We start from the raw sequence: 23,282 nt of genomic DNA, 5'->3' as shown, positions 1-23,282 counted from the left end.
CAGACAACATGACCGACACCGAATCCCTGTCTCCCGCCGAGCGGTACGCTGCTGCGCGCTCCCGCGCGACCTTCTCCCAGGTCGAGGCGTTCCGCGCCGGCCTGCGCTTCGATCTCGATCCCTTCCAGCGCGCTGCGTGCGAATCGCTTGAGCAGGACAACAGCGTGTTGGTCGCTGCGCCCACCGGGGCTGGCAAGACGATCGTTGCGGAGTTCGCCGTCTTCCTGGCCATGCGCCAGCGCTCAGCCAAGGTCTTCTACACCGCGCCCATGAAGGCGCTCAGCAATCAGAAGTACCAGGAGTTCGTTGCCGAGTACGGTGCAGAGAACGTCGGGCTGCTCACTGGGGACACGAATGTGAACTCCGGCGCCCGCATCGTGGTGATGACAACCGAAGTGCTGCGCAACATGCTGTACGCCGATTCCAGCCTGCTCACCAACCTCGCGTTCGTCATCATGGACGAAGTGCACTACCTCGCCGACCGCTTCAGGGGCGCTGTGTGGGAAGAAGTGATCATCCACCTGCCCCAAACCGTCAGGCTCGTCTCGCTCAGCGCAACAGTGTCGAACGCGGAAGAGTTTGGCGACTGGCTTCAGGTTGTACGCGGCGAAACCGACGTGATCGTCTCAGAGGAACGCCCCGTTCCCCTCGAGCAGCACGTCCTGGTCAAGAACAAGATGCTCGACCTGTTCGATTCGTCTGGCCTGGCAGCGACGCACCGCGTCAACCCAGAGTTGGTGCGCCTCGCCTCATCAGGAGGCCGCTCCATCGGCAGCAGGTCGACGGCCAGCCGACGCGGCAATGACCGCGGTAGCTACCACCAGCGCATGCAAGCGGATGCCGGCAAGATGCCGCGCGCAGAGATCGTCGAGCTGCTCGCCGGCAAGCATCTCCTGCCCGCGATCTTCTTCATCTTCAGCCGGGTGGGCTGTGACCAGGCCGTCAAACAGGTTCTCCGCGCCGGCGTCCGGTTGACGGATGCCGAAGAGCGGGAAGAGATCCGGCAGATCGTCGATGAGCGCTGCCGCACGCTGCTTGACGAAGATCTTGCGGTGCTTGGGTACTGGGAATGGCTCGACGGACTGGAGCGCGGCGTCGCCGCACACCACGCCGGCCTGCTTCCCGCCTTCAAAGAGGTCGTTGAGGAGCTCTTCCAGAAGAAGCTCGTCAAGGCCGTCTTTGCGACGGAGACCCTTGCGCTCGGTATCAACATGCCGGCCCGCACGGTAGTGCTGGAGAAGCTTGAGAAGTTCAACGGCGAAGCACGCGTTCCCATCACGCCGGGGGAGTACACCCAGATCACGGGCCGCGCCGGCCGCCGTGGCATCGACGTCGAGGGTCACTCCGTCATCCAGTGGCAGCAGGGTCTCGATCCCCAGGCCGTCGCATCTCTTGCCTCTCGTCGCACGTATCCGCTCAATTCCAGTTTCAAACCGACGTACAACATGGCCGTGAATCTCATCGACCAGTTCGGTCGAGCGCGCACCCGAGAGATCCTGGAGTCCTCGTTCGCCCAGTTCCAGGCCGACAGGGCCGTCGTTGACCTGGCCAGGAAAGTTCGTGCGCAACAGGAGTCCCTCGCCGGCTATGCCGCATCGATGACCTGTCATCTCGGCGATTTTGCCGAGTACTCCGCGATTCGCCGCGCGCTGACCGATCTGGAACGCGCGGGTAGCGCGGGGGACACCGGCTCCCGCGGACAGCGGGAGAAGCGCCAGCGCGAGCTGAACAGCCTCAGGAAGCGCATGCGCTCACACCCGTGCAACAGCTGCCCAGAGAAGGAGCAGCACGCGAGGTGGGCTGAGCGCTGGTGGAAGCTGAAGCGTCAGACGGATGCCCTGAACAGCCAGATCAATGCCCGCACCAACGCTGTGGCCCGCGTGTTCGACCGCGTCACCGACGTGCTGCTCGGTTTCGGCTACCTGGTACCGAATGAGCACGGCGCGCTCGAACTCAGTGAGAGCGGCCAGATTCTCCGCCGCATCTATGGTGAGCGCGACTTGCTCATCGCTGAGTCACTCCGCCGGGGCCTGTGGAACACCCTCGACGCGCCGAGCCTGGCTGCGATGGCCTGCGCCCTCGTCTTCGAACCACGCCGTGATGAAGGCATGATCGACGAACGATGGCTTCCGAAGGGCTCGTTCAGGCCGGCTCTCGACGCCACCCAGGATCTCTGGAGTCGACTCGACGACCTGGAGCGCGACAATAAACTGCCCGGCAGCAACCCGCTGTCCGTCGGACTGAGTCTGGCCATGTGGAAGTGGGCGAAGGGTGCATCGCTCGGCGATGTGCTCTACGAAGCTGACATGGCCGCTGGTGACTTCGTGCGCTGGACGAAGCAGACAATCGATCTGCTCGACCAGTTGTCCGTCGTCGCTGACGGGCAGGTGGCGCGCACGGCACGTTCCGCGATGGACGCCATCAGGCGTGGCATCGTGGCCTACAGTTCTGTCGCTTAGGCTATCGAGGTGAATCAACCAGACCGACGGCTGCTGAATATGCCGCTATGGGCATCCATTCTGTTGGCCGCGGGCGCCGGTGTCATCCTCGACGCCGGGTTCCCGGATCGTAACTGGTGGATTCTGGCACCGGTTGGCGTGTTCCTCATGCTGGTCGCCCTGCTGGGTAGAGGTGCGTGGACAGGGCTGCTGGTTGGTGCTGTCGCCGGCCTGTCATTCTGGCTCACCCACATCCACTGGATCACCCTCTATCTCGGCCCCGTGCCGTGGTTTGCGCTGGCCGGCCTCGAGAGCATCTTCTTCGCTGTCGGCATGAGCCTCATCGCCGTCGTGCTCAAGCACGGACCGCGTATCTGGCCCGCACCACTTGGCCGCATCGGGATGGTGCCGATCGTGGTGGCCGGCCTCTGGACCGCGCGCGAGGCAATCTCGGCCGTCTGGCCCTATGGCGGGTTTGCCTGGGGCAGAGTCGCCATCTCTCAGTCGGAGAGTCCCTTCAACTCGCTGGTGGCCTGGGTCGGTATGTCCGGCCTCAGCTTCGTGATGGTCTGGCTGTGTGCGTTGGTGCTCCAGCTCATCCGCTCAGGTGACGTCTCTGTGTCTGCACGCGCAGCGATCGCGATCGCATCCGTCGCCCTCCTGCTGGTCTTCCCTGCATGGCCGACGGTGCAGAGTGGCACGACCAGGCTTGCCGCCGTGCAGGGAGCATCAGACGCCGGGCTGTTTGCGAAGTACACGCCGGGGCAGATCCTGAACGACCACACCTCAGCGACGCTGCCCCTGGTGGGGGAAGACCTGGACTTCGTGGTGTGGCCGGAGAACGCGAGCGACATCGACCCGACCCGTTCGGCCACCGCTGCCCAGGTGCTCGACTATCTCAGCACCGAGCTCGACGTTCCCATCGTCGCCGGCACCATTACGCTGCGTGACGATGTCTACTACAACACGTCGCTGTTGTGGAAGGCGGGGGAGGGCGCGGTGAACTGGTACGACAAAGTGCATCCGGTTCCCTTCGCTGAGTACATGCCTGACCGCGCGTTCTGGCGCCCATTTGCGCCGGAGCTGATCGACCTGATCAGTCGCGACTACGGGATCGGCACGCGCAGCAACGTCTTTGACATCAACGGGATCCGGGCAGGGATCGCGATCTGCTTCGATATAGCGGATGACGAGCTGGTCCACTCCATGATCGACAACAAGGCCGAGATCATTCTCGCCCAGACCAACAATGCTGACTTCGGTCACACCGACGAGAGCGTGCAGCAACTGGCGATCGCCCGACTCCGTGCCATTGAAGCCGGACGTACAGTCGTGAATATCTCGACCGTGGGCTCCAGCGCCATCATCACGCCAGACGGATCGACACTCGACCAGCTGCCGACATGGGAAGCGGGGGCGATGGTTCAGACGGTGCCGCTCAGCCAGACCGTCACGCCGGCGATGTCGCTCGGTCGCGGCATCGAATGGCTGGTATCGGGAATCGGCATTGCCGGCTTCGCGCTGTGCGCATTCACCGCGCGTGCGGCGGGAACACAAAAGCGCCGAAACTCGTTCGGCGCTTAGGTGTGTGGGCAGCTGTGCTGCCAGAGAATCGGTCGGCTATGCGCCGATCTTCTGCTGTCCGCGGCGTTGGCGCAGGTACGTCAGTCGCTCTTCGAGAATCTCCTCGAGTTCGGCACGTGTGCGTCGCTCAAGCAGCATGTCCCAGTGGCTCCTGGCGATCTTCTCATCCGAGTGGTCGACAACCACCGGTACTGAGTCGACCAAGCGCGTCGCGACCTGGGAGCAGTACTTGCACTCCCACTCGTCGGGCGGCTCAGCTTCTGCAGAAAACACCATCACGGTGTCGCGACCGCACGTCGCACACTTATAGGTGTAGCTGGCTCGAGGCGAGAAGGTGACGCCCTCTTCACTCTGCAGGCTTTGTGCGCCCAATCTCATTCCACGCAAACTGCGATCTGCCATCGTGTGGTCTCCTCTCGATGCACTCCCAGTTCTAAACCATCAAGCTGGGCGTTATCTTTCCGTTATACGGATTCTCGGAGACTACTCTCAGACTCGGTCGGCGATCAGGGCAACCGCGAGGTCAGTTCTGTCAGTCACGAGGCCGTCGACGCCCATGTCCAGGAGCCTATTCATGTGGCGGGGATCGTTGATCGTCCACACGTGAACCTCGACGCCTGCGGCGTGCATCGCCGCGATCACTCGTGGGGTGACGAGTCGCACGCCCTTGGCGCGCTCAGGGATTTGCACGGCACGCAGGCCACGCAGTGCATGCCGGGTGGCCAGTGGCCACCCGAGCTTCGCGGAGAGCACAGCGCGGATGACACCGCTGCTGGATGCCGATGAGGCCACTCCTGGCAGGAGTTGCGCTGTGCGACGACGACGGTTCTCAGAAAAGGATGTCACGAGTACCCGGTTGGTGGCCCGCTGGCGCAGGATCGCCGCTGCGGTCGGACCGACAGCGTCATCTGATTTCACGTCGATGTTGAGTCGGGCGTTCGGGAAGGCTTCAAGCAGTTCGTCGAGCGAGATAAAACTCTGTCCCTGGCCGAGGTCGATACGCCGGAGCTCAGCAATCGTAAGCTGGCCAACCTGGATGTCTCGGCCGGCGACGCGAGAGAGATCTGCATCATGGCTGATGACTGCGACCCCATCGAGCGTCGCGTGGACATCGGTCTCGAGGTGCGTCGCTCCGGCATTCAGCGCTTTGAGAAAAGCGAGAAGGGTGTTCTCAGGGGCGTCAACGGCAAAGCCCCTGTGCGCGAATACGCGAGGTCGTGAGCCGACAAGGAAATCATGTCGCTGGCGTGATGCCATGGGGAACGGCTTTCTGAAAACGGGAAATGCGGTCATTGTCACGCGGTGGACTAAGCCTCTGGCGTGCCTGGCGTGCCTGGCGTGCTTGGGTTACCACTCTGTCCGAATGCACGGCCGATGCCCTTCAGCGCCTCCGTGAGTTCACTCGGTACGATCCACAGTTTATTCGCTGTTCCCTCTGCGAGCTTCGGCAGCGTCTGCAGGTACTGATAGGCGAGCAGCTTCGGATCGGCATCGCCGTCGTGAATAGCCCTGAACACCGTTTTGATTGCCTCGGCTTCACCCTGGGCTCGGAGCACGGCAGCTTTCGCGTCGCCCTCTGCCGACAGGATCGCTGCCTGCCGCGCACCTTCGGCGGTCAGGATGGCTGACTGCTTCGTACCTTCTGCGGTCAGGATGAGGGCACGGCGATCACGCTCGGCGCGCATCTGCTTTTCCATCGAGTCCTGGATGGAGAGGGGCGGGTCGATGGCCTTGAGCTCGACTCGCCCGACACGGATGCCCCACTTCCCCGTCGCCTCGTCCAGCACAACGCGCAATTGCCCATTGATGTTGTCGCGACTGGTGAGCGCCTCCTCCAGGTTCAGCCCACCGACGACGTTACGCAGGGTTGTGGTTGTGAGCTGTTCGACAGCGCCGAGATAGTTGGCGATCTCGTAGGTTGCGGCCCTGGCATCCGTCACCTGGAAATAGACGACGGTGTCAATTGACACCACGAGGTTGTCCTCAGTGATGACCGGCTGGGGAGGGAACGACACGACCTGCTCACGCATGTCGATCAGGGGACGCATCCGGTCGATGAACGGAACCAGGATGTTCAGGCCAGGCATCAAGGTCTTGTGGTAGCGGCCCAGACGTTCCACCACACCGGCGGAGGCCTGTGGCACGATTCTGATCGCCTTGAACAGCGTGACGATCACAAAGACCACGACGATCAGAATGATGACCGTCACGACTATGAAGGTCACAATTTGTGCTGCATCCATCAGTTTTCCCTCTCAGCGGGAAGCACGACAGCCGTCGCCCCGTCAATTGCGGTCACCAAAACGCGCTCGCCTGGCCCAATCACCCTCGCTGGTGCGCCGGGGGAGAGCCGCGCCGTCCAGATCTCGCCGTTGGCAAGGCGAACCTGTCCGCCACTGGAGCCGATCGACGAGACGACCCGGCCGTCAATGCCGAGAAGAGCGTCAATGTTGGTCGCACTGGGATCGCCTCCGCGCTTCAGAGCGCGCAATAACGGGGGCTTGATGCCGAAGAGCAAGACGACGGCGAGGATGGCGGCCAGAATGAGCTGCAGCCACCACGGTGCGCCGAGAAGGCCGGCCACCAGGCCGCCCAGGCTGCCGATGGCAATCATGAGGAACGTCAGTTCAAGCGTCACCATTTCGACGGTCATGAAGATCAGGATGAGCACCAGCCAGACAATCCAGCCGTAGTCTGCTACGAAAGCGTCCATGCCCTTTTCCCCTCGCTCATCTGCACTTCGACGCTAGCAGGTGCGCGCCGCCTTCCGTCGTTGCTTGTTGGTAATGTCGAGGTGCACAGATTGACGCATTACTAGAGGAGCACGCGTGACGAACCCACTTGCCGCAGGATCACTCGACGGACGACGAGCACTCGTCACTGGATCCTCGCGAGGTATCGGCGCCGACACCGTCGGCTATCTCGCCGAGGCGGGCGCCCAGGTAGTCATCAACTACCGCAACAAGGCTGCGCGGGCGCAGAAGCTGGCGGATGCCATCACAGCGGCCGGCGGAACGGCGATCACCGTTGGCGCTGACCTCACCGATCCGGAATCGCTCACCACACTGTTCGACACGATTCGTGCCTCATACGGCGGACTCGACATCCTGGTCATGAACGCCTCTGGCGGAATGGAAAGCGGCATGGCTGCTGACTACGCCATGCAGCTCAACCGCGACGCGCAGGTGCAGCTGCTTCAGGCCGCGCTTCCGCTGCTCGGCGAGGGCTCGCGCGTGGTCTTCGTCACGAGCCACCAGGCGCACTTCATCGCCACAACCCCGACGATGCCGGAATACCTGCCGGTCGCATTGAGCAAGCGTGCGGGGGAGGACGCGCTGCGCGCTCTCATCCCAGAACTCGAGGCGAGGGGCATCGAATTCGTCGTCGTCTCCGGCGACATGATTGAAGGCACCATCACGGCGACGCTGCTTGAGCGTGCGAACCCAGGCGCCCTGAGTGAGCGCAAGGAATCCGCCGGACGCCTCTACAACGTCAGCGAGTTCGCCGCAGAGGTGGCCCTGGCAGCCGTTGAACCCGTCCCAGCCGACCACACGCGCTACGTGGGCGACACCTCAGACTTCACAGCGAGCTAGCCGCTTCCGCACAATCGGGCAGCCGGACAGATGGAGACGCCATGAGTGATGTCCGTTCGACAAATACCCATGACCTGATTCGCGTACAGGGTGCGCGCGAAAACAATCTGAAGGACATCAGTCTCGAGATCCCGAAGCGCAAGCTGACGGTGTTCACGGGTGTGTCCGGCTCCGGCAAGAGTTCGCTCGTCTTCGGCACCATTGCCGCCGAATCGCAGCGACTGATCAACGAGACCTACAGCGCTTTCGTGCAGGGCTTCATGCCCTCGCAGGCCAGACCAGATGTCGACGTGCTCGAAGGGCTGACGACGGCGATCCTCGTCGACCAGGAGCGGATGGGCGCCAACGTTCGCTCTACGGTTGGCACAGCCACCGACGTCAATGCGCTGCTCAGGATTGTTTTCAGTCGACTCGGACAGCCGTATGTCGGTTCACCGCAGGCGTTCTCCTTCAACGTTGCCTCGGTGAGCGGAGCCGGTGCGATCACCATGGAGCGCGGGGGACAGACGGTAAAGGAACGCCGCAGCTTCTCGGTGACGGGTGGAATGTGTCCACGCTGTGAGGGTATGGGCAGCGTGACCGATCTTGACCTGACACAACTCTTTGACGACAGCAAGTCGCTCAACGACGACGCGCTCACCATTCCTGGCTACAACGCGGGCGGCTGGAACATGCGGCTTTACAAGGAGTCGGGCTTCGTTGACCCGGCTAAGCCGATTCGCGAGTACACGAAGAGAGAGCTTCAGGACTTCCTGTACAAAGAACCGGTCAGAATGAAGATCGCCGGCATCAACATGACCTATGAGGGCCTGATCCCCAGGATCCAGAAGTCAATGCTCTCCAAAGACAAAGAGTCGATGCAGCCGCACATCAGGGCATTCGTCGACCGTGCCGTTGCCTACACCACCTGTCCGGAATGCCGCGGAACCAGGCTCAATGAGGGAGCGCGGTCGTCGAGGATCGCCGGGCTGAACATTGCCGACACCTGCGCCATGCAGATCAGCGACCTGGCCGTGTGGGTCAGGGGCCTCTCTGAACCGTCCTTGACGCCGCTGCTCACCGCACTGGTCAAGACGCTCGACTCGTTCGTCGAGATCGGACTCGGCTACCTGTCGCTTGACCGTCCGGCGGGCACGCTGTCTGGGGGAGAGGCGCAGCGCACCAAGATGATTCGCCACCTCGGCTCGTCACTCACCGATGTCACCTATGTCTTTGACGAGCCCACCATCGGGCTGCACCCTCACGACATTCAGCGGATGAACGCGCTGTTGTTGCAGTTGCGTGACAAGGGCAACACTGTGCTGGTCGTAGAGCACAAACCGGAGACCATTGTGATCGCAGACCACGTCGTCGACCTGGGTCCTGGGGCCGGTGTCAGTGGTGGTGCCGTCTGTTTCGAAGGCACTGTGGAGCAGTTGCGCACCAGCGACACCCTGACCGGCCGCCATTTCGACGACAGGGCGCAGGTCAAAGACACCGTGCGAACGCATGCGGGCACGCTTGAGATCCGTGGGGCGACGGCCAACAACCTCCAGGACGTCGATGTCGACATCCCGCTCGGCGTGCTGACGGTCATCACGGGCGTGGCCGGCTCAGGCAAGAGTTCGCTCGTGCACGGCTCGGTGCCAGCGGGCGCTGGAGTGGTCTCGATCGATCAGACTGCAATCCGTGGCTCCCGACGGAGTAACCCGGCGACATACACCGGACTTCTTGAGCCGATCCGCAAGGCGTTCGCCAAGGCCAACGGCGTGAAGCCGGCACTGTTCAGCGCCAACTCGGAGGGTGCCTGCCCCAACTGCAACGGTGCGGGTGTCACCTTCACCGATCTCGGGATGATGGCCAGCGTCGCCACCACCTGTGAGGTGTGCGAAGGGAAGCGGTTCGAGGCATCCGTCCTTGACTACCACCTCGGCGGCCGAGACATCAGCGAGGTCCTCGAGATGAGCGTGGCAGACGCCACGGAATTCTTCGGCTCTGGCGAGGCGCGCACGCCGGTAGCGCACACGATTCTTGAGCGCCTCTCAGACGTTGGGCTGGGCTATCTCAGCCTGGGTCAGCCTCTCACGACGCTGTCCGGCGGTGAACGCCAGCGCCTGAAGCTGGCGACACAGATGGCGGAGAAGGGGAGTGTGTACGTCCTGGACGAGCCAACGACAGGCCTGCACCTCGCCGACGTGAAGAATCTCCTTGGGCTGCTCGATCGACTCGTCGACTCTGGCAAATCGGTCATCGTCGTCGAGCACCACCAGGCGGTCATGGCGCACGCAGACTGGATCATCGACCTCGGGCCCGGTGCGGGTCACGATGGCGGCCGGATTGTCTTCGAGGGCACGCCTGCCGACCTCATCGCCGCTCGTTCAACGCTGACAGGCGAGCACCTTGCCGCTTACGTTGGCTCCTGAGCAACGAGGCAGACAGCGTACGCCATCTGCCAGCAGAATTGCCCGGCAAGTTTGTCGTTATGTCAAGTAGATTGATATTATGTCAACAAAATCGCTGATCGGAGCAGAAGTGTCAGGGAATAGCGATTGGGCACGATTTACCGGCGTCGACCAGGTGGCGTGAATGCCGCGATGCACTGGCGAGGTGCTCACTGACACGAGGCTCACTGACACGAGGCTCACGGCGCACTAAACGCATCAGCTTCTCCAGTGCACTCGTCGAACATGACGGAAACCGCAACTGACCAGCACAAAGAATTGGCATCGACGCATAGTTCTTCATATTGGATCGCCCCAATCAATACTCATATCAGGTGCGCCGATAATGCACATTATGTCAACAAGGAGAATGACTGCCCCTACTGCCGGCTGTCATCCTCGTCAGACTCCGGCGCGGGCGGCTTGGACGAGTTCGCTTCCAGCACGAGCTCCAGCAGCCCGGGAAAGCGTCGGTCGAGTTCCTCCCGGCGCAGCCAATTCCGGTGCCGATTGCCCTGCACTTCCTGCCTGATCACGCCGGACTCCCGGAGGATCCGCCAGTGCCGGGTCAGGGCGGACTTGGTGACGCCGAAGTCGGAGCTGCTGCACGCGGTGCCTGGATCGGCTGCGATGTAATGGACGATCGCGCGCCTCGTGGGATCAGTTAACGCGGACATGACCGCGAACAGGTCGAAGTCCTCTTCGTCGGGGATCGTCAACGGATTTGCCAGACGACTTGCCATGGCCCCTGCCTCGTTCTCTACGTTTGCGCAACACATTGATGTACATGTTTGGGTGTACATAAGTTACGCTTCATGTACACAAAGAAGTGTACATACTTCCGCACCCGCTGCGCCAGAACGAACGAACGAAGGAACGAACCATGAAGATCACAGTCATCGGCGCCGGAGCCATCGGCGGCAACCTCGCCCGCCGCCTTAGCGAGGCCGGCCATGACGTTCTCGTTGCCAACACCCGTGGCCCCGAAGTCGTCGCAGACACGGTCCTCGCCACCGGTGCACGCGCTGTGGAGCTGTCCGCGTCCGTCGCGGGGCGTGACGTTATCGTCCTGGCAATTCCGTTCTCGGCCCAGCCGGACCTCGCCGACCTGCTCGGCACCGTCCCCGCCGAGACAATCGTGGTCGATACCTCGAACTACTACCCGTTCATGAGGGGGCCGGTCGAGGACGTCGACGACGGCGAGGTCGAGAGCCTCTGGAGCCAGAAGAAGCTCGGTCGCCCGATCGTGAAGGCGTGGAACGCGGCGCTGGCCGGCACCCAGCAGACCAAGGGACTGCCGGCAGGCTCTCCAGGCCGCATCGCGATTCCAGTCGCCGCGGACTCAGCCGAGGCACGGACCACGGTGATGCAGCTCGTCGACGACACAGGCTTCGACGCCTTCGATGCGGGTGTGCTCGCCGACTCGTGGCGCCAGCAGCCCGGAACGCCTGCGTATTGCACCGAGCTTGGCCTTGACGACCTCGCCGCAGCCCTCGCAGCGGCCGACAAGGACAAGGCACCCGTTCAACGCGACCACCTCATGGAGCACTTCGGCTCTCTTGAAAACGCCCCGTCGCTCGACGAGATCGTCGCGATCAACCGTTCGGCCCACCAGTAGCACCCCACACGCCGGGATGCAGTCGGTGAGCGCTAGCCGATTTGTTCGGCCAGGGCGAGGATGATGCCGGCCGGTCCGCGGAGGTAGCAAAGCCGATAAGACGTCTCATATTGCGCAACCTCGCCAAGGAGTTCGGCGCCGTGGGCGCGTAGACGGGCAACGGTGTCGTCGATGTCATCGACGGTGAACATGACTCGATGGAGGCCGAGCGTGTTGGGCGGCAGGTTCTCCTGTCCGGCGGTGGACGCGGCGGGCGCACGGTACCTGGTTAGTTCCAGCCTGCTCTGGCCGTCTGGAGTCCGCATCATTGCGATATCGCTTCGGACACCGCTGAGACCGACCGTGCCGTCCACCCACGGGCCTTCGACCGACGTCCTGCCTTCCAGCTCCATACCCAGTTCGGCGAAGAATGCCACAGCCGCGTCCAAGTCGTCGACGACGATGGCCACATTGTCCATCCGCTGAATTGCCATCACTCCCCCATCGCGGCAGGCCTGGATGAGCCATGCCTGCTGGTATGCAACATACATACGAGATGGATAGTTGGCTATCGCACTTTGTGAATCGTGGGTCAATGTCTGCCGGTACCGACCCATAAAGAGGAGGATGATGACGATGCCATCCAACGCGGTGAACGGAGAGGTAGTGAACATCATGCATCACACCGACGCTAACGACCCGAAGACCAACCCAGAACACGCCAACCCAGAACACGTCAGCCCAGACCAGGTAGACCCGGAGACAGGAACCGGCCCAGACGGCATACCTGTCGACAACCCGTCCGGGTAGCGGCACGGGCCCGAGCGGGCCCGCAACCGAAGGCCACTCCCCCGACAAGTCAGGACGGGACTCACGCGTGCCCTATGGTCGAGGAATGGATCTGACGGCAGTGCCAACGCTCACCGGCTCACGGGTGACCCTCGAGCCGCTCTCCCCCGAACATGTTCCGGCGCTCCGCGTCGCAGCGGCCGAGGGTGAGCTGTGGCGTACCTGGTACACCTCGATACCCCACCCCGACGCAATGGCAGACGAAGTCACTCGACGTCTTGACCTCCACGCGAGTGGTCGCATGGTCCCCTGGGCCACCAGACTCGTGGCGACAGGGCAGATTGTCGGCATGACGACGTTCATGAACCCCAGTAACGATGTCCAGCGCCTGGAAATCGGTTCGACGTGGCTTGCGCGAAGTGCCCAGGGCACAGGGGCGAATCGGGATGCGAAACTCCTGCAGCTGGGCTACGCGTTCGATGAGCTTCAGTGCATTGCTGTTGAGCTTCGAACCCATTGGCACAATCGTCAGTCGCGCACTGCGATAGCGGCCCTCGGCGCCAAGCAGGACGGTGTCCTGCGTAGTCACTCTGTCGGTCCAGACGGCGCCCTCCGCGACACCGTCGTCTTCTCGATACTCGATAGCGAATGGCCCGCCGTTCGAGCGGGTTTGCGCCACTCCCTCTCAATGGGAAGCTGGCGACCCGAATAACGCCGTCTTCCAGCTTTCCGGCGCTGGAACACCCGCGCATACTGGCGGGAGCGAGAGGAGCCTCGTCATGGCCGCACTGATCAGCTCGGCATTGATGTCACTCGACGGATATATAGCGGATGCCCAGGGCAACTTTGACTGGGCCGCCCCGACGGACGAAGTCCATGCTTTCGTCAACCAGCTCGAGCGCCCGATCGGAACCTATCTATACGGCCGCCGCATGTACGAAGTGATGTCGTTCTGGGAAACAGCCACAGATGAACTGACCCTGTCTGGCCCTGCTCTGGAATACAGCGATATCTGGCACTCCGCAGACAAGATCGTGTATTCCCGCACCCTTCCAGAAGCGCCAGGTGCACGCACGCGCATCGAACGATCCTTCGACGCGTCCGCAGTCAGGGCGTTGAAGGCGGCAGCATCGCGCGACATCTCCATTGGCGGCCCTGAGATCGCTGCCGAGGCTCTCGCGGCCGACCTCGTCGACGAGATTCACCTGTTCGTGACTCCAATACTGGTGGGTGATGGCACGCCATTCTTCCCGCATGGGTCGCGCGTGAACCTCACGTTACGTGACGAACACCGCTTCGATGACGGCACGATGCACCTGCACTATCTCGTCATCCACTGACGTCTGGGCAACGGGGATACTACCCACATTCGGGCACAGAGTGAACCCGTTTACGTTGCGGTTAAGGCCGCCTACTGTGAACTGGAGAGTCACTAGCTAGGTCAGGGGCGCGCCCATTGCGACCCCGCCATATCGCCGAAAGCGAGAGTGCAGAGATGAATCTGACCCCGAGGGAAATCGACAAGCTGTATATCTACCAGGTCGCGGATCTGGCACGAAAACGGCGCGAAAGAGGTACCAAACTCAACGTTTCCGAAGCCCAGGCCTTGATCAGCGAGGCCATTCTCGAAGCCGCCAGAGACGGTAAGAGCGTTGCCGAATGTATGGAGCTCGGCAAAGGCATCGTCAAGGAGAAGGAATGCATGGATGGCGTGCGTCCCCGCATCGCCCTGCTACAGGTCGAAGCCACGTTCGTTGACGGCACAAAACTCGTCTCTTGCCACGACCCAGTGGGGGTTTAGCGGATGACGCCCGGCCGGGATCCGTCGTGGATTGTGTTGGTCGGTGGGCACGAGAGTAACGATGGCGCTGACCTTGAGTTCATCAAGGCCGCACTGCCAAACGTGCTGTCCAGCCCCCCTGGACGTCCTCTGAACAACGTCGTTTCACGAGCACTCGATGCCACGGACGGCGTCGTAGCTGTGCTGCCGATGACGTTTGGGCGCAATCCGACGATGGTTGCCGATGCGGCCAAGACGATGCAGTGGCTCTCGACAGGACGAGAAGGTGGCCGACTCGCGTTGTGCGACCCATTCGGTTCCGCTGACCACCTCGTCGCTTGGCTGCGTACTGCGGCCACCAGGACGAGTGCGCGACGGCCCAATGCCGGCATCATCGTCGCAGCGCCTCGGTCGAATCCATTCGACGATGCCGAACTGTATCGACTGGCCCATCTGGTGCGCACACACGGTGCGGGAAACGACGTCGAGGTCTGCTGCTATGAATCCGACGGGGACGTCGTCCAGAGCATCCAACGCTTTCGAGCGTTAGGGCGGGGCGAGACCGAAATTGTTCCCGCTGGGTTCGCGCGAACGTCACCTGTTGACTTTTCAGCGACGGCGACAACCGGCACCGAATTCTACGGACCGCTGATGAGTGAGCAAGCGATCATCCGCGTCATCACTGAACGCGTTACGGAGGCCGAGCACAACCTCGGACACGGTCAAAACGGGATCGAGGATGGCCTGCTGGCTGACCACGATCACGGTTTTGCCCACTCCCACGCATTCGAAGAAGGGCAGGCCCCGCACACCCACTCACACGCCGGAGTCCCCCACACCCATGGCGGGCACGGCGAAGGACACAACCACGAAACGCACTCGGACCAGTCCGATGTACGTCCAGACGAATTCACGCACAGTCATTGACAGGTGGAGGAAAAATCATGCTTGGAAGCCCAAAGTACGAATTTGGCAGCGATCAACTGGAACTCAATGCGGGTCGAGCCCATGTCACCCTCAAGGTGAGCAACACCGGTGATCGTGCCGTTCAGGTCGGTTCGCATTTCCACTTCTTCGAAGCCAACAAGGCCCTCAAGTTCGATCGCGAGAAGGCATACGGGATGCACCTCGACATTCCGGCGGGGACAGCCGTCCGGCTGGAACCCGGAGACACGAAGGAAGTAACGCTCGTCGCGTACGCCGGGAATCGACACATCGTCGGTTTCAACAACCTCGTCGACGGTGGGCTCGATTCTGAACGCACCCGCATCCAGGCGATCGATCGCATGCGAGAACTCAAGTATGAGGACGGCACGCCAACCGCGCGTTCCACCGCCACGAAGGGGAAGAAATAATGGCTCTCATCTCACGCAAGGAATACTCGGACCTGTACGGACCGACCCGTGGCGACAAAGTCAAGCTGGCCGATACCAACCTCGTGATCGAGATTGAGAAGGACTACAGCGAAGGTCACTATGGCGATGAGATCGTCTATGGCGGTGGTAAGACCGCCCGTGACGGGATGGGTGCCGATCCACAGGCGACAGGCGCCAACGGGGTACTTGACCTTGTCATCACGAATGCGATTATTCTCGACCCGGTGCTCGGAGTCATCAAAGGTGACATCGGCATCAAGGACGGACTGATCGTTGGCGTCGGAAAGTCTGGCAATCCACAGCTCCAGAGCGGCGTCGACCCTCGGCTTGTCGTCGGTCCAGGCACAGAGCTACTGGCCGGCGAGCACCTCATCGCAACCGCGGGCGGAATCGACTCCCACGTGCACTACATCTCGCCGCAGCAGGCGCAAGCGTCGCTGTCCAATGGGATCACCACGCTCTTTGGCGGTGGTACCGGGCCGACAGATGGCACAAATGGCGTGACGACGACGCCTGGCGCCTGGAATATCCACCGCATGCTTGAAGCTGCCGAAGAGATGCCCGTCAACCTCGGGTTCCTTGGGAAGGGAAACGGCTCGCTCCCCGGCGCATTGATCGAACAGCTCGAAGCCGGAGCTGCTGGCCTCAAGGTGCACGAGGACTACGGCGCAACGCCGGCCGCGATCAGCAATGCGCTGGACGTCGCTGAACTGTACGACGTCCAGATTTCGGTGCACACGGACAGCCTCAACGAGTCCGGGTTCGTCGAGAACACGCTGGACGCGATCAACGGACGCACCATCCACACCTTCCACACAGAGGGTGCTGGTGGTGGACACGCCCCAGACATCCTGAAGGTTGCCGGCCACTCCAATGTGTTGCCGTCATCGACCAACCCAACGCTGCCGTACACCGTGAACTCGGTTGACGAGCTGCTTGACATGGTCATGGTCTGCCACCACCTCTCGCACGACATCCCAGAGGACGTCTCATTTGCGGACTCCCGGGTACGTGCGGAGACGATCTCGGCAGAGACGGTGCTGCACGACGAAGGCGTCATCTCGATGATCTCGTCTGACTCGCAGGCCATGGGGCGCGTGGGTGAATCATTCACCCGCACCTTCCAGGTGGCCCACCACAACAAGGACCAGCGCGGAAAGCTGCCGGAGGATGCCGAAGGCAACGATAACTTCCGCGTGCTGCGCTACCTGGCCAAGATCACGATCAACCCCGCCATCACCCAGGGCATTTCGGACTACGTCGGTTCGATCGAGCCCGGAAAGATCGCAGACATCGTGCTGTGGCCAACGGAGTCCTTCGCTGCAAAGCCGAAGCTCATCGTGAAGGGTGGCTTGATCAACTGGGCGCTCATGGGAGACCCGAACGCCTCGCTGCCGACTCCGCAGCCGGTGTATTACCGGCCGATGTTCGGAGGCATGGGCCGGGCGCAGCAGACCACCCGAGTCACCTTCATGTCGAAGGCAGGCATTGAGAATGGCATCCCGGAGAAGCTGGGGCTGGAAAGCAAGGTGCTTCCCGTGAAGCGGACCCGCAACATCGGTAAGGAGAGCATGGTCAGAAACAACGCCCTGCCGGTCATCGAAGTCGACCCTGAGACGTTCAAGGTGACGTATGACGGCAAGCCGGCGACGATCAAGCCAGCGAAGACACTTCCGTTGACCCAGTTGTTCTTCTTGGCATAGTCGATCATGCCTTCCTCTGATGTCCGGCGGCTGCTGGTCAGCCTGCAGCTGTCGGACTCGGCATTTCCGAGTGGTTTCTACACGCTCTCCCATGGCCTGGAAGGATTCAGCCAAGCGAGGTTGATCGCGCGTGGTGGCGTCGAGGCCCTGCTTGCCGAGATACTCATCCACTCGGTTGGTCCGGGTGACGGGACTGCGCTCGCTGCAGCTCATCGCGCCGCCCGGATAGGCGCCTGGGACGTCGTGAGAGAGGTCGATCAGCGCCTCTTTGCATCGAAGCTGAATGCGGAGATGCGCAAAGCCTCTGTACGAAGTGGTCGCCAGTTCACGGAGGTCGCCAGAGCGGCTTTCGGCGGGGCGGAGTTGGAAGAGTACAGCCGCATGGTCACGGATCGATCAACACCCGGTTGCCAGGCGGTCGCAACGGCCGTTGCCTATGCGGGCGCTGGCGTCGACACCGAACAAGCCGTCGCCTCTGACCTCTTCGCCTTTTCGGTGAGCTTCGTCGGCGCCGCGCTTCGGCTTCGGCTCACGGACCACCAGGACGCACAAGTGATATTGAACGCTGTTGCGCCCGCCATTGAGCGGGCAACTGTCGCCGCTATCAACCGGCACATCGAAGACTTGGGTGGCTGCGTGCCTATGGCCGACATCATGTCGGCCAGGCACGAGCGCGCAGAAGCTCGACTGTTTGCCAGTTGAGTGCGTCCGCTGGTTCGTTGAATCCACATCCCTACAGGAAAGAAAGAAATACACCATGAGTGAACACGTACTGCGTATTGGCATCGGCGGACCTGTCGGTTCTGGAAAGACCGCGCTCGCCGAGGCCTTAGTTCCCCTTTTCATCGCATCCGGGCACACGCCAGGCGTCATTACCAATGACATCTACACCCAGGAGGATGCGCACCACGTTCGCCGCGAACTCGCCGGAGTTCTCGATCCGGAGCGGGTTGTCGGCGTGGAGACGGGGGCATGTCCGCATACTGCAGTTCGAGACGACCCCACCATGAATCTGGCCGCCGGCGCCGAGATGCTTGAACGGTTCCCCGACATCGACACGCTCATCTACGAGTCGGGCGGCGACAATCTCACCCTGACCTTCTCCCCCGCGCTCGCTGACGTTTTCGTTTTCGTCCTCGATACCGCTGAGGGCGAGAAGATGCCGCGGAAGCGCGGTCCAGGCATCACGGAATCCGACATCCTCGTCATCAACAAGATCGATATCGCCCAATACGTGCGTTGCGACCTCGACGTGATGGAAAGTGACGCGCATCGCGTCCGTGACGGCAAGCCGGTCATCCTCACGAACGCGCTGACTGGGCATGGGGTGCAAGAGTTGCATGACCAGATCCTGGCCCAGTGGAGCAAGACGCGCGAGGAACAGCTGGCATGACGATCGAGCATGAAGTGATCAACGACGTTGGTAGTGAGCCGCCGGAATTTGCCGGCGGCTATCGCCTCCAGCGCGCACATTTCGAACCGGCTCGCGTGCCGGACGAGGTCCTGCGCTACGACGAGGCAATGGGCGACCTCGACGTGGGTAGCCCCGGCAAAGTCGGAATCATGCAGCTCGAGTTCGCGAGGGGCGAGCATCGCACAGAGCTCGCGCACCACTATCAGAAATCGCCACTGCAGATCATGCGACCGCTGTACTACGACGAACTGCGCCCAGACATGCCGTACACCTTCCTCATGTCCACCGGTGGCGGCGTCCTGCAGGGCGATCGTCTCCGGACTGACCTGACCTTTGGGCCTGGCAGCTCCGCACACGTCACGACTCAGGCCCACACCAGGGTGTACAAGATGGAGCGCAACTACGCCACGGCCATCATGAATCTGGTGGTCGGAGCCGGTGCCTATGTGGAATACATGCCAGACCCGGTCATCCCCTTCGCCAGCTCCAGGTACTACCAGCACACCAGGGTTGAACTCGATCCGACGGCCACCTTGGTCGTCAGCGAGACAGTGTATGCCGGGCGACTGGCCAGGGACGAACGGCACCACTACGACGTGTTTGCGTCTGATTTCGAGGTGTTCAGACCAGACGGATCACTCGTCGCGTTGGACAAGGTGCGGCTGGTGCCTGACGACAGCGGAGTCGAAGGGCTCGCCATGCTCGATGGGCGCGATGTGCTGTCGATGCTCTACGTGTTTACTCCGCTGGTACCCGCACAGGAGTTGGCCGACAACCTGCATGAGCTCCTCACCGGATCGACAGACGCGACAGCGCAGGACGATCCCCTTTTCGGTGTCAGTGTCCTGCCTGGCGACGTCGGCGTCTGGGTACGAGCACTCGGAAACGACACCATCGCCATGGCCAGGAGGACTACCGCGCTGTGGAGCTTCATTCATGAGCGCCTGACGGGGCTCGCAGCTCCGGCGATCAGAAAGACGTGATGAGGTATGAAGACTCAACCGTCGTACGTCCTGCAGCTCGTCAGGGTCTTCGTCCCTGTGGCGCTTATTCACGTCGTCGGATTCGGCATCTTCTTCGCGTTCGTGCAGCCCCAGCATCTGCAGCTCGGCTCTGCGGTGTTCGGGATCGGCATCGCGATCACGGCTTATCTCTTGGGCGTGAGGCACGCCTTCGACGCCGACCACATTGCAGCGATTGACAACACCACCCGCAAGCTTGTCGACATGAATAAGCCGGCGGCCGGCGTCGGACTCTTCTTCTCGTTGGGCCACTCCACCGTGGTGTTCATCATGGCAGTGCTGCTCGCCGGCGGCATCAGCTGGGCGGCTGGCCTGGCCTCCGATGGGAACCAGGCCCGAGACTGGCTAAGCGTCTTCGGCACCATGATCTCAGGGGTGTTCCTGATACTGATCGGTGTCATTAACGCCTTTGCGTTCTTCGGCATACTGCGCGTGTGGCGCGCTTCACGAGGGGGCGCCCTCAAGCAGGAGGATCTCGACCACCACCTCGAAGGCCGGGGCTTCATCAACAAGATCCTGCGACCGCTCGTGAAGTCCGTCGATCGCCCAGGGAAGATGTATTTTGTGGGGTTCCTTTTCGGTCTCGGCTTCGACACTGCGAGCGAGATCGCGTTGCTGGTCCTTGCCGGAACGGGCGCCGCGACAGGCTTGCCCTGGTACGCCGTGCTCTGCCTGCCACTCATTTTTGCGGCGGGTATGAGCCTGTTCGACACCCTGGATTCGGCAGTGATGGTGAAGGCGTACGGGTGGGCGACCATCAACCCGATTCGCAAGGTCTACTACAGCCTGACCATAACCGGAATCTCTGTGGTCATCGCGATCGTGATCGGCGGAATAGAGCTGCTCGGACTGCTCAATGAGAAGCTCGGTCTGACAGATCCGATCACATCGTGGATCGCCACTTTCGACCTGGAATACATCGGCTACGTCGTCGTTGGCACGCTCATCGGCGCCTGGCTGCTCTCGATGGCCTACTGGAAACTCGGCAAGGTCGAACAGCGTTGGAGCGCCAGTCACCCGGTGGTGGACGCTCCTGCCAAACCAGTGAAGGGCTCTGATTGACATGACTACCGCAAATGGAACTGAGCAGCACGCATCGGGATCTGCTGCGCAATGGGGCGAATCCCTCGGCCACGGCGTCTCGCAAATCTACTTTCAGGCAAACGTGTGGACGGGGTTGCTCATCCTCGCGGCCTTCGTCGTTGCAGACTGGCGGATGGCAATTCTGGCTCTTCTCGGCGCCATCGCGTCGACAGTCACCGCCGCCCTGTTCAAAGTGCCGAGGAAAGATATCGTCGCCGGCATGCACGGCTTCTGTGGAACGCTCGTCGGCGCCGCAGCCTTCGCGGCTATGGGAGGCGACCAGTGGCTGCCATACCTGATGGCGATCGTCGGCGGAATCATCTGCGCACCGATCACTCTGGGCGTGCTGTGGCTCTTCACGCATGGACCGCTGAAGCCGATCAACCTGCCGTACACCACTGCCCCGTTCTGCATCACCGCTGGCATCGTCTACGGCCTCACGATTCCCGCCCATGTCACGTCCGCGCCGCTGACGGCGCCTGACTCAGGCGGAATCGGCTTCCTGCAGTCCCTGCTGACCAATATCTCGCAGGTCGTCCTCGTCGACAGTGCCATCGGCGGTGCATTCATTCTGATCGGGCTGTTCATCGCGAACTGGAAAGTCGGTGTTGCCGCGATCCTCGGGAGCCTGATCGGCAGCCTCTGCGCTCTGGCCCTTGGCGATGATCCGGCCAAGATCTCCAACGGCCTTGCTGGCTACTCCGCCGTGTTGACGGCCATCGCCATGGCGGCCGTGTTCCTGAAGGGCGTGTGGGAGCCCTGGGTGATGGCGGTCATCGGCGCCGTGCTCACCGCACTCGTCCAATTCTGGATGGGCTTCCTCCCCGGCCCTATCTACACCTGGCCGTACATCCTCACGACGTGGGTCCTGCTGATCCTGACGTTTGTCATCCCCCGGCTCATTCGGCGGGAACACGGCGGTCACGGCGCAGAGGCCATGGCCACGGCCACGTAGTAGGCGCTCGCACGGCCAGCCTGCAGCCGCTCGCTAAGATGGGAACGAGCGAGGAGTGCCCCCTTTCCTCGCTTCACACCGCAGAATTGGAGCATTAATGGCCGAACAGTCCCGTCTCGATGCCGTCATCACCTTGGCGCAACACCGCGGATTCGTATTTCCGTCCGGCGAGATCTACGGCGGCACCAAGTCGGCCTGGGACTACGGACCGCTCGGTGTCGAACTCAAGGAAAACATCAAGCGCCAGTGGTGGAACGCGTTCGTGCGTGGCCGCGGCGACATGGTCGGCCTCGACTCCGCCATCATCCTGCCGACCGCCGTGTGGGAAGCCTCAGGTCACGTCAAGGTCTTCAGCGATCCGCTGACCGAGTCGCTGACCACCCACAAGCGCTACCGCGCCGACCACCTGTTCGAGGCGTACGAGGCGGAACATGGCCACCCGCCCGTCAATGGTCTCGCCGACATCCCTGACCCTGAGCACCCCAAGATCATCGGACAGTGGACAGAGGTTCGTGCATTCTCCGGCCTGATGAAGACCTACCTGGGTGCCGTCGATGACGAGTCCGGCATGCACTACATGCGCCCAGAGACCGCGCAGGGCATCTTCACCAACTTCCACAACGTGCTCCAGACGTCACGCAAGAAGCCACCGTTCGGCATCGGCCAGATCGGCAAGGCGTTCCGCAACGAGATCACACCGGGTAACTTCATCTTCCGCACCCGCGAGTTCGAGCAGATGGAGATTGAATTCTTCGTTGAACCGGGAACAGACGAGGCCTGGCAGCAGACCTGGATGGACCTGTGCTGGGAATGGTTCATCGACCTTGGGATGACGCCGGAGAACATCCGCTGGTTCGAGCACCCAGAAGAGAAGCTGGCGCACTACTCGAAGCGCACTGTCGACATCGAGTACCGCTTCCACTTCGCAGGCAGCGAGTGGGGCGAACTGATGGGCGTCGCCAACCGCACCGACTACGACGTCAAGGTGCACGCTGAAGCATCTGGCAAGGACCTCAGCTACTTCGACCAGAACAAGAACGAGCGTTACATCCCGTACGTGATCGAGCCGTCATTCGGCCTGACGCGTGCACTGATGGCGTTCCTGGTCGACGCATACGACGTCGAGGAAGTACCCAATGCCAAGGGCGGCATCGACAAGCGCACTGTGCTGCGCCTCGACCCGCGTCTGGCGCCCGTGAAGGTTGCCGTTCTCCCCCTGTCACGCAACGAGGCTCTCTCGCCGCTGGCACGCGGCGTTGGTGACGCGCTCCGCAAGCACTGGAACGTCGATTTCGACGACGCTGGTGCAATCGGCCGTCGCTACCGGCGCCAGGACGAGATCGGCACGCCGTTCTGCGTCACCGTTGACTTCGACTCCCTCGAGGACAACGCGGTCACCGTCCGTGACCGGGACACCATGCAGCAGGATCGCGTACCGCTTGACGAACTGCACGACTACCTCGCCGGTCGACTGAACGGCGCGTAGGCGACAGCCGCACACAGCACCCCTGGAAGGCTCCACCCACTA

General features: G+C 62.0%; 24 protein-coding genes. 18 read left to right on the top strand and 6 right to left on the bottom strand.

Annotated elements, in window-relative coordinates:
• The first annotated feature begins 8 nt into the window (after positions 1–8).
• On the top strand, positions 9–2,459 hold the full coding sequence (locus tag AC25Z0_RS04920) for a DEAD/DEAH box helicase (protein ID WP_488119088.1): 2,451 nt from the start codon (positions 9–11) through the stop codon (positions 2,457–2,459).
• A gap of 9 nt (positions 2,460–2,468) precedes the next feature.
• Positions 2,469–4,022, top strand: a complete 1,554-nt coding sequence (gene lnt / locus AC25Z0_RS04915) for an apolipoprotein N-acyltransferase (protein WP_488119087.1) — start codon at positions 2,469–2,471, stop codon at positions 4,020–4,022.
• Positions 4,023–4,058: 36 nt separating this feature from the next.
• Here the strand turns inward: lnt and AC25Z0_RS04910 are convergent, their stop codons facing one another.
• The 4 genes from AC25Z0_RS04910 to AC25Z0_RS04895 form a co-directional block, all read right to left on the bottom strand.
• A complete protein-coding gene (locus tag AC25Z0_RS04910) occupies positions 4,059–4,424 on the bottom strand; it encodes an RNA polymerase-binding protein RbpA (protein WP_488119086.1) in 366 nt (121 codons plus the stop codon).
• Positions 4,425–4,511: 87 nt separating this feature from the next.
• The gene (locus AC25Z0_RS04905; RefSeq protein ID WP_488119085.1) at positions 4,512–5,279 is read right to left on the bottom strand and encodes a glycerophosphodiester phosphodiesterase family protein; all 768 of its coding nucleotides are present in this window, start codon (positions 5,277–5,279) and stop codon (positions 4,512–4,514) included.
• Between the two features lie 50 nt (positions 5,280–5,329).
• Positions 5,330–6,265 (bottom strand): SPFH domain-containing protein, encoded by a 936-nt coding sequence (locus tag AC25Z0_RS04900; RefSeq protein ID WP_488119084.1) that lies wholly within the window; start codon positions 6,263–6,265, stop codon positions 5,330–5,332.
• Entirely contained in the window at positions 6,265–6,735 is a 471-nt protein-coding gene (locus tag AC25Z0_RS04895) for an NfeD family protein (protein WP_488119083.1), read from the bottom strand. The genes AC25Z0_RS04900 and AC25Z0_RS04895 overlap by 1 nt, the downstream gene beginning before the upstream one ends.
• A 115-nt stretch (positions 6,736–6,850) precedes the next feature.
• On the opposite strand from AC25Z0_RS04895, the gene AC25Z0_RS04890 reads away from it, so the two are divergent.
• The gene (locus AC25Z0_RS04890) at positions 6,851–7,615 is read left to right on the top strand and encodes an SDR family oxidoreductase (RefSeq protein ID WP_488119082.1); all 765 of its coding nucleotides are present in this window, start codon (positions 6,851–6,853) and stop codon (positions 7,613–7,615) included.
• Between the two features lie 41 nt (positions 7,616–7,656).
• Complete coding sequence (locus AC25Z0_RS04885; protein ID WP_488132487.1) at positions 7,657–10,017, top strand: ATP-binding cassette domain-containing protein; 2,361 nt, start codon at positions 7,657–7,659, stop codon at positions 10,015–10,017.
• Between the two features lie 398 nt (positions 10,018–10,415).
• Here the strand turns inward: AC25Z0_RS04885 and AC25Z0_RS04880 are convergent, their stop codons facing one another.
• Positions 10,416–10,778 (bottom strand): ArsR/SmtB family transcription factor, encoded by a 363-nt coding sequence (locus tag AC25Z0_RS04880; protein WP_488119080.1) that lies wholly within the window; start codon positions 10,776–10,778, stop codon positions 10,416–10,418.
• Positions 10,779–10,918: 140 nt separating this feature from the next.
• Here AC25Z0_RS04880 and AC25Z0_RS04875 point away from each other — a divergent pair, with 140 nt between their 5' ends.
• Complete coding sequence (locus AC25Z0_RS04875) at positions 10,919–11,653, top strand: NADPH-dependent F420 reductase (RefSeq protein WP_488119079.1); 735 nt, start codon at positions 10,919–10,921, stop codon at positions 11,651–11,653.
• A 32-nt stretch (positions 11,654–11,685) separates the two neighbouring features.
• Here the strand turns inward: AC25Z0_RS04875 and AC25Z0_RS04870 are convergent, their stop codons facing one another.
• Positions 11,686–12,183, bottom strand: coding sequence for a VOC family protein (locus AC25Z0_RS04870; RefSeq protein WP_488119078.1), 498 nt, complete (start codon positions 12,181–12,183; stop codon positions 11,686–11,688).
• 85 nt (positions 12,184–12,268) lie between these two features.
• Between AC25Z0_RS04870 and AC25Z0_RS04865 the strand changes: the two genes are divergently transcribed.
• The 13 genes from AC25Z0_RS04865 to AC25Z0_RS04805 all read left to right on the top strand — a co-directional run bounded on the left by AC25Z0_RS04865 (position 12,269) and on the right by AC25Z0_RS04805 (position 23,240).
• Positions 12,269–12,442, top strand: coding sequence for a hypothetical protein (locus AC25Z0_RS04865; protein ID WP_488119077.1), 174 nt, complete (start codon positions 12,269–12,271; stop codon positions 12,440–12,442).
• A gap of 85 nt (positions 12,443–12,527) precedes the next feature.
• A complete protein-coding gene (locus tag AC25Z0_RS04860; protein WP_488132486.1) occupies positions 12,528–13,133 on the top strand; it encodes a GNAT family N-acetyltransferase in 606 nt (201 codons plus the stop codon).
• Positions 13,134–13,200: 67 nt separating this feature from the next.
• Positions 13,201–13,761, top strand: coding sequence for a dihydrofolate reductase family protein (locus AC25Z0_RS04855; protein WP_488119075.1), 561 nt, complete (start codon positions 13,201–13,203; stop codon positions 13,759–13,761).
• A gap of 155 nt (positions 13,762–13,916) precedes the next feature.
• A complete protein-coding gene (locus tag AC25Z0_RS04850; protein ID WP_488119074.1) occupies positions 13,917–14,222 on the top strand; it encodes an urease subunit gamma in 306 nt (101 codons plus the stop codon).
• A 3-nt stretch (positions 14,223–14,225) separates the two neighbouring features.
• Positions 14,226–15,128, top strand: coding sequence for a sirohydrochlorin chelatase family protein (locus AC25Z0_RS04845; protein ID WP_488119073.1), 903 nt, complete (start codon positions 14,226–14,228; stop codon positions 15,126–15,128).
• A gap of 17 nt (positions 15,129–15,145) precedes the next feature.
• The gene (locus tag AC25Z0_RS04840) at positions 15,146–15,556 is read left to right on the top strand and encodes an urease subunit beta (protein ID WP_488132485.1); all 411 of its coding nucleotides are present in this window, start codon (positions 15,146–15,148) and stop codon (positions 15,554–15,556) included.
• The gene (gene ureC / locus AC25Z0_RS04835) at positions 15,556–17,280 is read left to right on the top strand and encodes an urease subunit alpha (RefSeq protein ID WP_488119071.1); all 1,725 of its coding nucleotides are present in this window, start codon (positions 15,556–15,558) and stop codon (positions 17,278–17,280) included. Before AC25Z0_RS04840 ends, ureC begins: the two co-directional genes overlap by 1 nt.
• A 6-nt stretch (positions 17,281–17,286) precedes the next feature.
• A complete protein-coding gene (locus AC25Z0_RS04830; RefSeq protein WP_488119070.1) occupies positions 17,287–17,982 on the top strand; it encodes an urease accessory protein UreF in 696 nt (231 codons plus the stop codon).
• A gap of 55 nt (positions 17,983–18,037) precedes the next feature.
• Entirely contained in the window at positions 18,038–18,673 is a 636-nt protein-coding gene (gene ureG, locus AC25Z0_RS04825) for an urease accessory protein UreG (RefSeq protein ID WP_488119069.1), read from the top strand.
• A complete protein-coding gene (locus AC25Z0_RS04820; protein WP_488119068.1) occupies positions 18,670–19,677 on the top strand; it encodes an urease accessory protein UreD in 1,008 nt (335 codons plus the stop codon). The genes ureG and AC25Z0_RS04820 overlap by 4 nt, the downstream gene beginning before the upstream one ends.
• 6 nt (positions 19,678–19,683) lie before the next feature.
• Positions 19,684–20,778, top strand: coding sequence for a HoxN/HupN/NixA family nickel/cobalt transporter (locus tag AC25Z0_RS04815; protein ID WP_488119067.1), 1,095 nt, complete (start codon positions 19,684–19,686; stop codon positions 20,776–20,778).
• 1 nt (position 20,779) lies between these two features.
• Complete coding sequence (locus AC25Z0_RS04810) at positions 20,780–21,754, top strand: urea transporter (RefSeq protein WP_488119066.1); 975 nt, start codon at positions 20,780–20,782, stop codon at positions 21,752–21,754.
• A gap of 97 nt (positions 21,755–21,851) precedes the next feature.
• The gene (locus tag AC25Z0_RS04805) at positions 21,852–23,240 is read left to right on the top strand and encodes a glycine--tRNA ligase (RefSeq protein WP_488119065.1); all 1,389 of its coding nucleotides are present in this window, start codon (positions 21,852–21,854) and stop codon (positions 23,238–23,240) included.
• The last annotated feature ends 42 nt before the right edge of the window (positions 23,241–23,282 follow it).

The sequence above is a fragment of the Leifsonia sp. Y862 genome, assembly GCF_057669585.1.
This window is presented reverse-complemented; position numbering and strand designations above follow the sequence as displayed.